The organism is Streptomyces sp. NBC_01717 (assembly GCF_036248255.1).
Classification (GTDB): domain Bacteria; phylum Actinomycetota; class Actinomycetes; order Streptomycetales; family Streptomycetaceae; genus Streptomyces.
Map to the genome: position 1 here is coordinate 2,660,377 of NZ_CP109178.1, position 14,892 is coordinate 2,675,268.

The window sequence follows — 14,892 nt, forward strand, 5'->3', positions numbered from 1 at the left end:
TGAGGTTCCTCCGAACGATCTCGATCCGGCGCGAACGGCGCGCACGGACCACAACGACCCCAAAGTGATCTTCTTCGGAAACCCGGACACACCCTACGTACAACCCTTGTGCCTCATGCGCTGTCATACACGGCACCGGACAAGGAACGGGCCCTCTCCGGTCACCCCCGCGCCCCCGAGCTAGCCCGGCCCTTCGTGAACCGAACCAAGGAGCCGCTCATGCGCAAGTACCGCTCGGCCGCCGTCGCGGCGGCATCGTTTCTCCTCGTCACGGGCGCGGCCATCGCCTCGGCCCCGTCCGCCTACGCCGGTACACCCGGCGGCACGCACGCCAACGACCGCAACACCGACTTCAACGGCGACGGCTACGACGACGTGCTCGTGGGCTCTCCCGGTGCGGCGGTCGGTGGGCGCAAGGGCGCGGGCATGGTCACCGTGCAGTACGGCGGACCCAAGGGCATGGGCACGACCAATGTCAGGGCCTTCAGCCAGAACTCCTCCGGGGTGGCCGGAGCCGCCGAGGCCGGCGACAACTTCGGCAAGGCCGTGGCCAGCGGCGACCTCGACGGCGACGGGTACGACGACGCGGTGGTCGGTATCCCCGGCGAGGACATCGGCGCCGTCTCCGACGCGGGCGGCGTGGTCGTCCTGTGGGGCACACCCAAGGGCCTCACCGGCTCTGTGAGCAACTGGCTTCAGGCCGACGATCTCACCAAGAGCGGCAGATTCGGCGCCTCGCTCGCCGCGGCCCGCTTCTCGGACACCACACCCGGCGACCTACTGGCGGTCATGGACTCGGTCGGACTGACCACCTACCAGTTCGAGCCGGCCACCGAACCCGGCGCGAAGAGCGCCGTCCCGCAGTCGCGGCAGCCGCACCAGAAGGCGCGTACGACGCTCACCTCGCCGCCGAAGAAGGCGCTCGCCAGGTCCGGTGCCGACGAACCGCAGGGCATCCAGCCCAAGTCGATGACCACCGGCGACTACGACAACAACGGCTACGCCGACCTGATCGTCTCCGGCACCAGCGTGGGTGACGAACCGGGCCACGGCTGGTCGTACATCCTCCCCGGCACCGCCTCCGACGACGAGCCGCTGCCGGTCACCGCGGTACGCGGCGGCCCCGTCGTCGCCTCCGGCGACATCAACGGCGACGGGTACGACGACCTGGTGACCGGTGAGCCGCACAGCCCGGACGACGGCGGCGAGAGCATGACCGGCGGCATGGTCGGCGTCTACTACGGCAGCGAGGCCGGACTCGCAGGCCAGGAGGGCCCTGGCACCCCGCCGGTCTGGTGGACCCAGGACTCGTCGGGCGTGCCGGGCACGAACGAGCGGGGCGACGGCTTCGGCACCGACCTCTCCGTCGGCGACACGAACAAGGACGGATTCGCGGACCTGGCGATCGGGGTCTCCGGCGAGGACATCGGCACCGTCCCGGACGCGGGCGCCTTCATCGTCCTGCGCGGTTCGGCCCGGGGCCTGACGGCCACCGGCGTGCTGTCGGCGAACCAGGGGACCGCCAACGTCCCGGGCGCCGTCGAGAAGGGCGACAAGTGCGGCGGCCAGGTCGCCTTCACCGACCCAAACGACGACGGCCGGTTCGGCCTGCTCGTCTCGGCGCCTGGCGAGAACACGAACGACGGCTTCGTCTGGGTCTTCTCCGCGGGCACCGGCGGCATCACCACCTCCGGTTCCTGGAGCTACGGCGCGGGCGACTTCGGCGGCCCGACGACGGATGCGTTGTACGGGGCGGCGATCGACGACTGACCCGCGCACCGGACACCCGTCCACCATGCGTCACCGGTGCCCTGGACAGTTTCTCCGGGGCACCGGGTTCTCCCGCACCTTGACCGCTGCCGAACCCACCGCACATGAATGCTTGAACATCCATTCATGTGTTCATCTCCGTAGCATGGTGACCATGGGCAACGGAGTGAACGCCCCCGACAGCAGTGCCGCAGCGCCGCACGCCCGTCTGACCCCGCAGAACGCACCGCAGGTCGCCGCCATGTTCCAGGCGCTGTCCACGCCCTCCCGGCTGCTGATCCTGGCCCGGCTGCGCGAAGGCCCGTGCGCGGCGACCGAGCTGGCGACCGCTGTCGGCATGGAGCAGTCCGCCTGCTCGCACCAGCTTCGCCTGCTGCGCAATCTCGGTCTGGTCACCGGCACCCGGCGGGGCCGCTCCGTGGTCTACACACTCCACGACGACCACGTCGCCGCACTCCTCGACCAGGCCCTGCACCACGCGGAACACCTCCGCCTCGGCCTCACCGATTCCCCAACCCGCGTTACGGACACCCTTTTTGACGATACGTCAGAGGCGGCTCGCTTGGGCAGCCCTTGACGCAAGGTTGACCGCTTGCGTGGAGATCCGAGGGACCCCGGGCCGCTACGGTCCCTCCCATGTCTCTGAGACCTCCTCCCCTCCCGGTCCTCCCGTACCGCAAGCCGACGCGCGGCCGGGACTACTGGGTGCTGGACGACGTGTTGCCGGATCCGGACGCCACCCGGGAGCGCTGCCTGGCCAGGGAGGACTGGACGGAGGGCTACCCGCACAAGCCCGAGAGCTGGCCGGGACTGCGCGCCATGCCGGGGCTCGAGCCCGGTGAACTGGCGCAGGTGGAGCGGCTGGTGAGAAAGGCGACCGGCGCCCGGGAACTCTGGGCCGAACGCCCTTCGGGCGGCGGCACGTTCAACCACAACTGTGTCCAGGTCGTCGGGGAGGGCGAATGCGAGCCGCGCCCCCACACCGACTCGCGGACACTGTGCCGCTACGCCGCGGTGCTCTATCTCAACCCCGGCGTTCCCAAGGACTGCGGAACCAGTTTCTACCGTCAGAGCCTGCCCGGTGGAGTGCTGGGCGGCAACCAGGTGACCGCGCCGCACAACAACCTCGTCGACGCGCTGGGCACCCGCTTCGTGTCACCGGACTCCTTCGTCGAGGACGTACGGGTCCCGCACCGCGCCAACCGGCTGCTGCTCTACTCCGCCAATATGATCCACAGCGCCACCGGTTACTCGGGTCACACGCTGAAGGAGAAGCGGATGACGGCCGTCTTCTTCTGGAAGGCCTGACCCGACGGCCCACGGTGGGACGAGCACCGTAGCGAGCGAAGGAAGAACATGAGCGATGTAACCGGGTTCGAGGACATCTCACCGACCACCCTCGCCGACGTCCTGGGACGCGAGCAGGTCATGAACATCGGCATTCGCCCTCTGTGGCCCTCGATCCCGCGCATTGCCGGCCCGGCGTTCACCGTGCGGTGCCCTCCGGGGGACAACCTCATGCTCCACGCGGCCATCCATCGCGCGGAGCCCGGCTCGGTCATCGTCGTCGAAGCGGGTGACGTGGACTACGCACTCGCCGGAGGAAACGTCTGCGCCGTCGCCCAGCGCCGAGGGGTCGCCGGGTTCGTGCTCGACGGGGTGATCCGTGACCTCGCCGAGGTGCGCGAGATGGGCTTTCCCGTCTTCGCCAGGGGGGTCATCCCCATCCCGGGAACGAAGTCGGCCGTCGTGCCACTGGGTGGTCAGGTGCGGTGCGGCGGCGTGAACGTACACGCCGGGGACATCGTGGTGGCCGACGAAGAGGGCATCGTGGTCACACCCCGCGCCCGCCGGGAGCAGGTACTCCTCGATGCCCGGGCGAAGTTGGCCAAGGAGGCCGGTGAATCCCTCGATGCGTGGGAGGAAGCGCATCGCGCCCGCATCGACAAGATCCTTGGCGAGTACGGCAACGGCATCGTGTAGCAGCCCACCTGCTCCGGAGAGGTCTTCAGCCGGACCCGGCTCCGCTTCCTGCCGCTGCTCCGGAACCCACGAGCGCGCAGTACAGGCCATTTCGTCGACCGGTTGTCAACGCGCGTGGATCGGCGCCGAGTTGCTGTGACAGACTGCGCCGACGCGGCGGTTCGACCCATCGGTGACGGAGCACGGCATGACGACAGGGATGTCCCACACCTCGATCGACACCAGCAAGCCCCACTCCGCGCGGGTGTACGACTGGCTCCTCGGCGGGAAGGACAACTACCCCGTCGATCAAGCGGTGGCGGAGCACCTGCCGGCCGAGGCGAAGATCGGGGCGCTTCAGAACCGTGCGTTCATGAGCCGTGCGACGGCCTGGCTGGCCGGCGAGGGCATCGGGCAGTTCCTGGACATCGGTACGGGCATCCCGACCGCCCCGAACCTGCATCAGACAGCCCAGGAGATCAACCCGGCCGCCCGGGTCGTCTACTGCGACAACGACCCCATCGTCCTGCGTCACGCGGAGGCGCTGCTGATCAGCACGCCGGAGGGGGCGACCGACTACGTTCCGGCGGACGTGCGCGAGCCCAAGGGGATCGTGGAGGCCGCGCGCCGGACTCTGGACTTCGACCGGCCGGTCGCCGTGTCGCTCCTCGGCCTGCTGCACTTCCTGCCGGACGAGGACGATCCGTACGCCATCGTCCGGACCTTGGTGAGCACACTGGCTCCGGGCAGCTACGTGGTGCTGTCCCAGGGAGCATCCGATGTGAATCCCGAGCGGGGAGAACAGGGCGCCGCCGAGTACCGCAAGGGTGGCATCCGGCTCGCGCTGCGCACCCGCGACGAGTTCGCCCACTTCCTGGACGGCCTGGACATCGTCGAACCGGGTCTGGTGACGGCGCCCGAATGGTTCCGGGGCACCCCCGCGCCCCGGCCCGAGGCCAGCGGACTCTACGTCGCGGTCGCGCGGGTCCCGTAGGCCCTCGGGCGACCACGCCCGTCTCGAGGAGGGGCCCTTGTGCGGAGCCCCGGTCGGCCTGCCGACACCCGGGCACGGTTGCTCATATGCGCAGCAAGCAGTACCCGGGCAGCGGCGGGAGCGGGCCGGCTCGCCTTCCGACCGCCCGCAGCGTGCCCCGCAGTCGCGGTCAGTCCGTCGGCTCGCGCCCGGACAGCCGTACCTCCTCGATGTCGAGGGCTGCCTGCAGTCGGCGCAGCACGGTGTCGTCGATGCGGCGTTCGTCGCGGAGCCGGACCACGGTGGCGCGCTTGTGGGAGATGAGGGCGAGGCGCAGCGCGGTGTAGAGCTGGTTCCGGAGCAGGGCCTGGTCGTCGCCGGCGCCTGTGCCCTTGGCGCGTACGACTGCCAGTTGCGCCTCGTACTCGTGGCGCAACGAGTCGACCACCTTCGGATCCGTGCCCAGGTCGGCGGCGAGCTGCGGCAGCGCCGCGAGTGCCCCTTCCACGGCGAGGGTCTCGGCGAGGATGTGTTCCTCCTCGACCGACGTGTCGCGGGGCAGCCGGGCCCAGCGCACCACGCCGGGGAGCAGGAGTCCCTGCACCACCAGAGTCACGACGATGACGCCAGAGGTCACGAAGACGATCAGGTCACGGTCGGGGAAGGGCTCACCCGAGTCGAGCGTGTGCGGCACCGAGAGCGCAATGGCGAGCGACACCGCGCCCCTGAAGCCGGCCAGCCCGCTCACCACCCGGGCGCGGTGGCTGATCCGAAGCAGCCGCTGCTGCGGACGGCGGTCGATCATACGAATCAGGTACACGGAGACGAACAGGAAGGCGAGGCGCACCACGACGAGTGCCGCAGAGACGAGGCCGACCACGATCAGGGCGTGGTTGAAGTCAGCGCGGCTCAGAGTGCGGACGGCATCCTGAAGCTCCACTCCCACAAGGACGAACAGGGCGCCGTTGATCACAAACGTCGCCATCGGCCAGAACGCCATCGCCTGCCGGCGTGCCTCGGCCCGCACCACGCGCGGGGCGGTCTGAGACATGATCAGTCCGCTCACGACCACCGCGAGGACGCCGGAGGCTTCGATCAGGTCGGCGAGCAGGTACGCGGTGAAGGGTGCCAGGATCATGACGAGGTTTCCCAGCAGGGGGTCGGGCAGGCGTCGGCGCAGGTACGTGTTGACCCACGCGACCACCACGCCGACTGCAGCACCGCCGCCGTACGCGAGCAGGAACAGCCCGCCGATGTTCGGGATGCTGAGGTGGTCCGCGCCGACCGTGATGCCGACGGCGAGACCGTAGATGACGAGCGCAGTCCCGTCGTTGACCAGGCTCTCGGCGCGCAGCACGGTGACTTGGCGGCGTGGCAGGGCCCGGCCCAGGACGCCGACGGCCGTCGCGTCAGTGGGTGCCACGGCCGCGCCCAGCACCCACGCCGACCCCCACGGCAGCCCCAGGGCGTGCCCGGTGGCCGCCACGGCCCAGGCCGTGAGGATCACGAGCGCGGTGCTCAGCAGCACGATGCCGCGCAGGTTGGTGCGGATCTCCCGCAGGGACGTCGTCAGACTCTCCCAGTACAGCAGGACCGGCAGGAAGAGCAGCAGCACCACCTTCGGCGGCAGCTGCGCCTGCCGCACCGCGGGGACGAACCCCAGCAGCACACCCACGATGAGCAGCAGGACGGGCGGGGCGATGCCGAAGCGCTGCGCCAGGGCGTTGCCCACCAGGACGGCCACGCCCAGGAGCACGACGAGTTCGAGACCGAGCATGGTTTCTCCTGTGCAGAGGGCTACGACGGACCCGAGGGACGGATGACACCGTTCATCGCCGCGAACGACGACTGGCTAACGGTTTTACTTCCCCGCGTACGCGCCCGACCTCAACGACCCGTTCCGGATCCACTCGCCTCCACGGAGTCCGGGTCGCTTTCGTCGACGTCCGGCGGAATGGTGACGAGCGTCGGTACGTAGCACGCGTCCACATCCCACGTGCCGCCTCGCTTGTGACTTCGGTATCCGTACGTTCACCGACGCCGGGACCGGCCGCCGCTTCGCCGCTGCGTCTCGGGCCGTGATCGTCAGCGGGCTCATCTCAGGTCTTCACTCGCGGGGGGGAAAGCGGGGCGGGCACGCCGAGGGCGACCGAGCAGCGCCGTTACGCCACCCACCGCGAACACCACAGCCTGCCCGTCCGACTCCGTCGATGATCGGCCTGACACGCTCCACAGCCGGAAGGTACCGAGCGGTTGATGCGCCACAGGCCGGGCACAAGCACGGGCAGACAGGACCGTGCACTGACAATGCGGAGGCCGGGGAGGCCCGATGGACACGATGAGCGTCAACGTGGCAACCGCCCGCCCCGCGGCATCCCTCGCCGGGGCACGCGAGAGTGCCCGGGCTTTCCTCGAATGTCTGGTACAGCCGGCGATCGCAGCCGAGGCTGCCGACACCGTGGTCCTGGTCGTCTCGGAGCTCGTCACCAACGCCCTGCGCCACGGCGGCGGCACCTGCACCCTGGACCTGACCGCGCACACCGACAGCATCGAGGTGTCCGTGCGTGACCGCAGCCCGCAGGTCCCGCGCATGCGCACCCCCGACCTGAACGGCGGCACCGGGGGTTTCGGTTGGCCCATGGTCAACCGCCTCGCCCGCGCCACCGCGGTGACCCGCCGGACGGCCGGCGGCAAGACCGTAAGCGCCCTTCTCGCCCGGTAGCACCAAGGCGCCGCTGCCAACCCGCGACGGGTGACCTCCCCAAGACCTGGCTGCTGCCCCAACGGTCCAGGTGATGTGTCGGCACGATGTGTGCTGGGGGCGAGCCGTTGCGGCGCCGAGCCCGGCTGCGCACCGCCGGACGCACGAACCTGCTCAGGCCACGCACCGGCTCCGCCCACGACGTGGCGTGGTCAGCGCCTGAAGCTGTCCTTCGACCTCTCCTTGATGTCCCGGGCCTTGCCCCGGGCCTCCAGTGCGGCTCCCTTGGCTGCGGTGGTCTCGTTGCCCACCGCGTGGGCCACCTTCCTCACGACCTTCCCGACAACCTGCTCCGCCTTGGCCTTGGCCTTCTCCCCGGCACTCATGTCGGTCCTTTCGTAGGCACTCACTCATCCGCCTGCCCCTGGCCCGGAGCGGAAACAATGGGCATCGCTGCGCCACACCTCCTCCGACGGCCGTGCTCTCCAGCAGCTCGCCGCAGCGATGCCCACACACTTCATTGTGTTCCCGGCAGGCAGACGAGCAGCACTGCACCGCGCTTCCACCGCAGGTGGCATCGCCGTCGTCGACGGACTGCGCGAGCGGATCGCCGCGGCCATCGAACGCGGCCGTCAAATGCCGATTGTCCCCGCGCCACGTGCCCGATGTGATCTCGCCGATCCCGGCGACCGCCCGGCAGGAGGAGCACACCGGCCCAGCGACACCCGGTCGCCACAAAATATTCAGAAACGGAACCATGTAAATTTTACGGAATCCTGGAACTGAGACGAAGGTCACACGTCAAATTGGACGAGCCGTCTCCATTTTCCGACGGTCCGCATGTCAGTCTGGGCTGGCGTTGACCCGCCATTCGACCGCCGTCACGGAGGGAGAATTCCATGACTTGCCACCCGCCGTTACCCGACCCGACGTCCAGGCCTTCACTCGAACCGAAAGCCTGAGGCACCATGACGGAACGTACTGAATTAATTCAGACTTTCGGCCGGAAAACAGAAATAGATCGAATAGCGAAATTACTCGGCGGCGGTTCTGCGGGGTACAGCGGCACTCTCATCGTCCAGGGGCCGCCAGGAACAGGTAAGACCAGGCTGCTGCTGGAGTCCCAACGGGCCGCCGAGCGACTCGACTTCGCCGTCTCCTCGTTCTTGAACCCCGCTGCCGGTGGACCGGCGGGACGCCATGAGGCCGCGTCCCTCATGGCGGTGCTCGACTCCGCCGCAGTGAGCTCCAAGCCCCGGCTGGTCGTGGTGGACAACCTGCACAACGCGCCCGAAGAATTGTCCGAGGCAGTGGCGTCCCTGGCGCACTACGAGCCCCCAAAAAATTCCCGGACGGCTCCCCTCATTCGGATGATCGGGCTTCGCACTGGATTACAGAACCCATCGATGCGTCGCCTTTCCAGTGAATTCGCCGGGTGCCATCGAATAGAGCTCGGCAGGCTTTCCGAAGCCACTTCCACGGAACTCGCCGCCGACGTCATGGGCGCTGCTCCCGACCCGAAGCTCACCGCCATGATCTCCGGCGCTGGAGGAAATCCCCTCCTGATCGTGGAACTTGTCCAGGGGTTACGCGAAGAGGGTTCTGTGGAGATTTCCCACGAGCGGGCCCGGCTGTTGGACGAACGCATTCCACGACGGGTGCGCGACCTCGCGCAGCACTGGCTGGACTCGCTCTCGGACAAGGCCCGCCAGCTCGTCCAGGTGGCCGCGGCGGTCGGCGGGTCCTTCATGGTCGTCGAGGTCGCCTCGATGCTGCGGGAGACCACGGCATCGATGCTTCCCGCGCTGAACGAGACCATCGCCTCAGGCTTGCTGATCTGTCCGGGCGAGCAGACGGTTTTCCAGCACGAGCTGGTGCGGCGTTCCATCGCCGACGCGCTGCCCGCCGCGGTCCGGCAGGCACTGCGGCAGGACGTGAGCGCCCTGCGCAGGCAGCATTGTCTCCAGGTGCCGATGCCGCCGGAGTTCCTGGTCACCGGCGGCCGTCCGGCCGGCACGCCGGTGCCGGGGTCCACGGACGCGCCCGCCCCGCTGCCTGCGTCGGCCCCCCTGCCGGCGTCGTCCACGGAACCCGGGATCGTCCACCGGCTGCTGCCCGCCCTGCTGATGGCCCGCAGCACCCGCACCGAACCCCTGCCGTTGGGGCTCGCCGATGAGTTGCGAGCCGGCCTGACCGCCGTACTGCAGGCCCACTACGCCGACGTGGAGCTCACCGGGACCGCTGACGCACCGCTCGCGGACCGGGCCGACCGGATCACCCGCAACACGGTCTCCCTCTTCGCCGACGGTGTGCAGCGCGCCACCACCCGTGCGCGGGCGATGCTCGCCGCCCACCAGGGCCGCGACGACGAGGCCGACGCGGTGACGGCCACCGTCGTCATGTCCAACCTGGAATGGGCCGTGGGGAACCTCGCCGAGGGGCTCAGATGGGGGCAGCGCGCCGTCCAGTGCCTGGGCCCGGCCACCCCGCCGATGTGGTCCCCGTACGTCAGGCTGGCGCTGGCCACCAAGCTGTCCGACATCGGCCGCTTCGACGAGGCCGAGGGGCTCATCCGCACGGCCCGGACGGAGGCCGAGGCGCTTGGCCAACCGCACACGGCGACGCCGTCGATCGCCAGGGCCATGCTGCTGCTCCAGTCCAGCCGGCTCCAGGAGGCCCAGGACTCCGCCCGGACCGGGCTGGAGGTCGCGGCGAAGACCGGCGGCGGCTGGGTCGTACCGGTCGGGCAGGCGGTGCTGATCCTGGTCGCGCTGCGCCGCGGCGACCTGGCGTCGGCCGCCGACTACGCGTGGCGCTGCCGGGCCGCTGTCGGCGCCGACAGCACGGTCTTCCCCTCGATCCACTTCGATTGGGGGGAGTGTCTGGTGGCCACCGCGCAGCTCGGCGCGCGGCGCACGGCGGAACTGCTGACCACCACGTACGCCCATCTCCTCACCTCTCCCCAGCTGTTCGTGGAGGAGGCGGCGGCTGCGGCCTGGTTCGTCAGGCTCGCTCTGGCGGCGGACGACATGCCGCTCGCGTCGACCGTGGTGACGGCCGCCGAAAGGTTCGCGGCTGCCAACCCCGGGCGCCCCACCCTGGCCGTCGCCGCCCTGCATGCCAGGGGGTTGCTGGAGCGGGACTCCGAGGCCCTGCGCCAGGCCGCGCGCGAGCACGTCAGCCCGTGCGCGGGGGCGCTCGCCGAGGAGGACCTGGGGATACTGCTGAGCGCGCGGGAGGAGAAGAACGGCGCTCTCGGCGCCGCCGCGCTCCGGTCCGCGCTGCAGCGCTTCGTACAGATCGGTTCGCAGGGCGACATCGAGCGTATCCGGGCCTTCATGGAGGAGCACGGGACGCCCGTCACGAACGCTCCCCGCCAGGGCAGGGCCGCCACCGCGGGCTGGGAGGCGCTCACGGAGACCGAGCGGTCCATCGCCCACCTGGTCAGCGACGGGCTGACCAACCGCCAGGTCGCACGGCGGGTCAGCCTGTCTCCGCACACCGTCAACTACCACCTCAGGGCGATCTTCCGGAAGCTCGGCATCGACTCACGGGTGGAAGTCGCCCGCCACATCACCCACAGCGCATGAAATGCGCACCGCAGAAAGGAAGAACATGGCCAAGCCGTTCACGGTCCGGGTCACCGTTCGCGTCTACGAGACCGACGCGCAGGGACACCTCAATGGGAACGTGTACCTCCAGCACGCAGAGCACGCGCGCTGGGAACTGCTGCGCGCGGCCGGGATCAACCAGGGGGACCTGCTGAAGAAGGGCGTGAGTCCGGTCAACCTGGAGACGACCATCAGGTACCACCGTGAGGTGGTCGCCGGTGACGAGGTGGACATCAACTGCGTCTTCGTCTTCAGCGAGGGCAAGAGCTTCCGGGTGGAGCAGACCATGACCAGGGCCGACGGCACACTCGTGGCGGAGGTCTTCAACGTGGGCGGCATCCTCGACCTGGACGCTCGCAGGCTCGTCTCCGATCCCCGGGAGTGCTTCCGCTCGGTGGCGGCCAATCCGGCAGTGGCCGGGCTCTGACCGCGCTGCCGCCCCGGGCGGCGCCGGTCTCCTCGCTTCTCCTCGCGGGGGGACCGGCGCGTCGCGTCACACCCCGACGCGTTCCCTCAGTTCCGGTGTCATCAGCTCGTTGGAGGGCAGCACTCCGGAGATGGTGGAGAAGAACCGCGCGGTCATCTGCGAGTCGTCCACGATGGCGCGCATCAGCGGCAGCCGACGGCCCGGCCGCAACTCGGCCGCGGCCAGGGTGTCCCGGTATCCGTCCATGACCAGGTCGTCCCGCCGCTCGCCGTACCGGCGCAGCGACTTGTCCAGCCTGGGCTCATCCCGCAGCCCGTCGCCGACGGACTCGACGAGTGCGGTCGCCTGCCGGAAGGCGTCGGTGATGCCCTTGCCGGTGAGCGAGTCCTTGTGGTGGCCCGCGTCCCCCACCAGCGCCCAGCCGGGGCCGGCGGCCTGGCGGAAGAAGTTGCGCTGGTCCCCGGTGCCGAAGAGCCGGTCCTCCTGCGTCGCGCCTGCCATCCGGTCGGCCAGTACGGGTGTGATCGCGAAGATGTTCTCCAGGTAGGCGGTACGGGCGTCCGCGCGCACCCGGTCGTAGTCCGCCATCGGGAAGTAGGTGCCGACCAGGGTCAGGCCGTCGTTGGTGGGGACGAATCCGGCCCACTTGCGGGTGCTCTCGTACACCTCGAAGCCGGTGTCGATTCCCGACCAGAACGAGTAGTACGCGCAGGTCAGGATGGGATCCTCCAACTCGGTTCGGGCACCGGCGAGTTCGGCGACCTTGGAGCGCATCCCGTCCGCACCCACCACGAGACGGGCCCGCTCCTCGAACTGCCGCCGGCCCGAGCGGTAGCGGACGCCGACCACCCGGTCTTCCTCGAACACCAGCTCGTCGACTGTGGACTGTTCGCGGAACTCCGCGCCGGACGCGACCGCCTCGTCGGTGAGGATGCGGTCCAGCAGGTAGCGGCGCGGGGCGTACGCGGCTGTGACGCCGTCGGCGGGCCACGAACAGCCTTCGAGCACCACGTCCTTGACCTGGTGGCGGGCGTGGTCGAGCGGCGGGCAACCGGTGGCGGCGACCGTGTCGAGCACGCCCCAGCGGTTCAGGTGGGCGACGCCTGGCTGATGGATGTAGAGGGTCGAGAGGGTGTCGCGGGGGTGGCGGATGCGGTCCAGCAGCAGCACGCGGTATCCGGCGCGGGCGAAGAGCATCGCTGTCGGGGAACCGGCGGCCCGCGCTCCCACCACTATGACGTCGTACACGGGGCGACCGTGCCTTTCCTGGGATCGGAGGTCCGGGGGCTGAGTCCGGGGGCTGAGGTCCGGGGGACGGCTGAGGTCCGGGGCGGGACGGCTGCGTCGCGGGACGCAGCGCGCGGTGCCCGGGCGGGTACGGGCGCCGGGTGACGTCCGGGGGTAGGGACGGTCAACCCACGCCCGCCTTCTTCAGCGCGTCGGCGAGTGCGCGCAGGGTCCGCAGGCCGTCCTCCGCGTCGACGGGGAAGATCATTGCGGAGAGCGTGGTGACTCCCGCCCCCGCGTGCTCCCGCAGGGTGTCGGCGATGCGCTCGACGGGGCCCAGCAGACAGGTCCGTTCCAGGAACTGCTGGGGGATCGCCGCGGCTGCCTCACGCGGGCGGCCGTCCAGGTACAGCTCCTGGACGCGCTGTGCGGCGTCCGGATAGCCCATGCGGGCGGCGAGACGGTTGTAGAAGTTCTCCTTGCGGGAGCCCATGCCGCCCAGGTAGTGCGCGGTGTACACGCGGACGCGGTCGGCACAGTCCGCGACGTCGTCGCCGACGACCGCGGGCATCGAGGAGACGACGTCGAACCCTGTCAGGTCCCGGCCCGTCCTCGCCCGCCCGGCCCGCAACAGCGGCAGGTGCTCGGCGACGGTCTCGGGCTGGAAGAACACGGACAGCCAGCCGTCGGCGATCTCCCCGGCCAGCTCCACGTTGCGCGGCCCGACCGCCGCCAGGTAGACCGGCACGTCCTTGCGGCGCGGCCGGGTGCCGAGGCGCAGCGGCTTGCCCGGTCCGTCGGGCAACGGGAGCCGGTAGTGCGCGCCGTCGTAGACGACGTCCTCTCTGCGCAGTGCCATGCGGACGATGTCCAGGTACTCGCGGGTGCGCGCCAGCGGCCTGTCGAAGCGCGCGCCGTGCCAGCCCTCGGCGACCTGAGGCCCCGAGACGCCCAGGCCGAGCCGGAAGCGGCCCTCGGAGAGGATGTCGAGGGTGGTGGCGGTCATCGCGGTCATCGCGGGGCTGCGGGCCGGGATCTGCATCGCGGCCGTGCCGAGTTCGATGCGGCTGGTCTGCGCGGCGAGGTAGCCGAGCAGGGACACCGCGTCCGAACTGAAGGCCTCGGCGGTCCAGGCCACCGCGTAGTCGAGCCGCTCCGCCTCCTGTACGTACCTAGCGGAGGTCCTCGGGTCGGCGCCCGCGCCGAGGTTGCCGAGGTAGCGCAGGTTCAGTCCGAGTCTCATCGGTGCACCGTCCTGTTCGGATCGACGACCGCCTCCGGGTCGTTCCCGGTCCGGGCGCAGGCACGGTCCAGGAATTCCAGGACGGTCGAGGTGTAACGCTCCTTGTCGGCCCACAGGCCGCGCAGGTGGCGGGCGTCGGGGAGCACGAGGGTCCGGGCGTGCGGGTAGCGGCGGGCAAGCCGCAGAATCTCGTCGGCGGGCACCACGGCGTCCGCACCGCCGCCGATGAACAGCATCGGGGTGGTGGCGTATCCGGGCGCGGCCGGGGCGGGCGGCCAGTCGGCGCCGCCGATGGTGAGGTGGTTGAACAGCTCGAAGGACCGCTCGGCGACCGCCCCGGCCCTTCCGCCGCGGGTCCGCTCCGGCAGCGGGAGCAGACCCTCGCGCAGCAGGTTGGGAGAGATCGCCGGGGGGTCGCAGGCGGGCCCGCTGTCGCAGACCACCGCGTCGACGACCGGGTGCAGCTTCTGCAGCGCGCGCAGCATCGCGAACGAGGAGAGCGAGAAGCCGTACAGGACGAGCCGTGCGCCGGCGTGCTCCGGCAGGGTGGTCACGTACCGGGCAGCGGCGACGGTGTCCTGCCCGAACTTCCGCCCGAAGCCGGCGAATCCGCGGTCCTGGAAGCTGTCGCCGTGGTTGCGGTAGTCGAACAGCAGCACCGTGTGTCCGGCCCTGTGCAGATAGCGGGCGTAGGGCAGGCTGCGGGACTTGTCCAGGCCGAGCCCGTGGCCGAGCAGCACCACGCGGTCCGTACGCTCGCCCCGGCAGAGCCAGCCGGCGAGCGTTCGGCCGCCCCTGCCCGCGGGGATGGTCACCTCCTGCGCCCTGAGCCCGAACTGCTCGGGTCGGCGGCGGCGTTCGGGCCTGGGCGGATGGAACGCGGTGTACGCGGTGCGCATTGCGTCGAGCGGCGCCGTGAGCAGCGCGGCCGGCCGGTTGCTCATGTCCATTTCCCGGATCCTGGCCTCCGGCTCCCCG

Annotated in this window: 13 protein-coding genes; 8 read left to right on the top strand and 5 right to left on the bottom strand. The window is 70.2% G+C overall.

Annotation, left to right across the window (positions count from 1 at the left end):
• Positions 1-219: 219 nt before the first annotated feature.
• From OHB49_RS12085 to OHB49_RS12105, 5 genes are all read left to right on the top strand, one after another.
• Positions 220-1,770, top strand: a complete 1,551-nt coding sequence (locus tag OHB49_RS12085) for an esterase (protein WP_329160179.1) — start codon at positions 220-222, stop codon at positions 1,768-1,770.
• Positions 1,771-1,924: 154 nt separating this feature from the next.
• Positions 1,925-2,347, top strand: a complete 423-nt coding sequence (locus OHB49_RS12090) for an ArsR/SmtB family transcription factor (RefSeq protein WP_329160180.1) — start codon at positions 1,925-1,927, stop codon at positions 2,345-2,347.
• A 59-nt stretch (positions 2,348-2,406) separates the two neighbouring features.
• The gene (locus OHB49_RS12095; RefSeq protein WP_329160181.1) at positions 2,407-3,078 is read left to right on the top strand and encodes a DUF6445 family protein; all 672 of its coding nucleotides are present in this window, start codon (positions 2,407-2,409) and stop codon (positions 3,076-3,078) included.
• A 48-nt stretch (positions 3,079-3,126) separates the two neighbouring features.
• Positions 3,127-3,753 (top strand): RraA family protein, encoded by a 627-nt coding sequence (locus OHB49_RS12100; protein ID WP_329160182.1) that lies wholly within the window; start codon positions 3,127-3,129, stop codon positions 3,751-3,753.
• A gap of 187 nt (positions 3,754-3,940) precedes the next feature.
• Positions 3,941-4,726, top strand: a complete 786-nt coding sequence (locus OHB49_RS12105; protein WP_329160183.1) for an SAM-dependent methyltransferase — start codon at positions 3,941-3,943, stop codon at positions 4,724-4,726.
• A gap of 169 nt (positions 4,727-4,895) precedes the next feature.
• Here the strand turns inward: OHB49_RS12105 and OHB49_RS12110 are convergent, their stop codons facing one another.
• The gene (locus tag OHB49_RS12110) at positions 4,896-6,482 is read right to left on the bottom strand and encodes a Na+/H+ antiporter (RefSeq protein WP_329160184.1); all 1,587 of its coding nucleotides are present in this window, start codon (positions 6,480-6,482) and stop codon (positions 4,896-4,898) included.
• Between the two features lie 552 nt (positions 6,483-7,034).
• On the opposite strand from OHB49_RS12110, the gene OHB49_RS12115 reads away from it, so the two are divergent.
• Complete coding sequence (locus tag OHB49_RS12115; RefSeq protein ID WP_030979208.1) at positions 7,035-7,427, top strand: ATP-binding protein; 393 nt, start codon at positions 7,035-7,037, stop codon at positions 7,425-7,427.
• Positions 7,428-7,618: 191 nt separating this feature from the next.
• Here OHB49_RS12115 and OHB49_RS12120 read toward each other — a convergent pair whose 3' ends face one another.
• Positions 7,619-7,792 carry a hypothetical protein gene (locus OHB49_RS12120; RefSeq protein ID WP_329160186.1) on the bottom strand — a complete coding sequence of 58 codons (174 nt, stop codon included), beginning with the start codon at positions 7,790-7,792 and terminating at the stop codon, positions 7,619-7,621.
• 1,218 nt (positions 7,793-9,010) lie between these two features.
• On the opposite strand from OHB49_RS12120, the gene OHB49_RS12125 reads away from it, so the two are divergent.
• Both OHB49_RS12125 and OHB49_RS12130 read left to right on the top strand, forming a co-directional pair.
• Positions 9,011-10,996, top strand: a complete 1,986-nt coding sequence (locus tag OHB49_RS12125; RefSeq protein ID WP_329160188.1) for a helix-turn-helix transcriptional regulator — start codon at positions 9,011-9,013, stop codon at positions 10,994-10,996.
• A 25-nt stretch (positions 10,997-11,021) separates the two neighbouring features.
• The gene (locus tag OHB49_RS12130; RefSeq protein ID WP_329166449.1) at positions 11,022-11,444 is read left to right on the top strand and encodes an acyl-CoA thioesterase; all 423 of its coding nucleotides are present in this window, start codon (positions 11,022-11,024) and stop codon (positions 11,442-11,444) included.
• A gap of 66 nt (positions 11,445-11,510) precedes the next feature.
• On the opposite strand, the gene OHB49_RS12135 is transcribed toward OHB49_RS12130, so the two are convergent.
• The 3 genes from OHB49_RS12135 to OHB49_RS12145 form a co-directional block, all read right to left on the bottom strand.
• Complete coding sequence (locus tag OHB49_RS12135) at positions 11,511-12,692, bottom strand: NAD(P)/FAD-dependent oxidoreductase (protein ID WP_329160190.1); 1,182 nt, start codon at positions 12,690-12,692, stop codon at positions 11,511-11,513.
• Between the two features lie 163 nt (positions 12,693-12,855).
• A complete protein-coding gene (locus OHB49_RS12140; protein WP_329160192.1) occupies positions 12,856-13,914 on the bottom strand; it encodes an LLM class F420-dependent oxidoreductase in 1,059 nt (352 codons plus the stop codon).
• Positions 13,911-14,858, bottom strand: a complete 948-nt coding sequence (locus OHB49_RS12145) for an alpha/beta hydrolase (protein WP_329160194.1) — start codon at positions 14,856-14,858, stop codon at positions 13,911-13,913. The genes OHB49_RS12140 and OHB49_RS12145 overlap by 4 nt, the downstream gene beginning before the upstream one ends.
• Positions 14,859-14,892 lie beyond the last annotated feature (34 nt).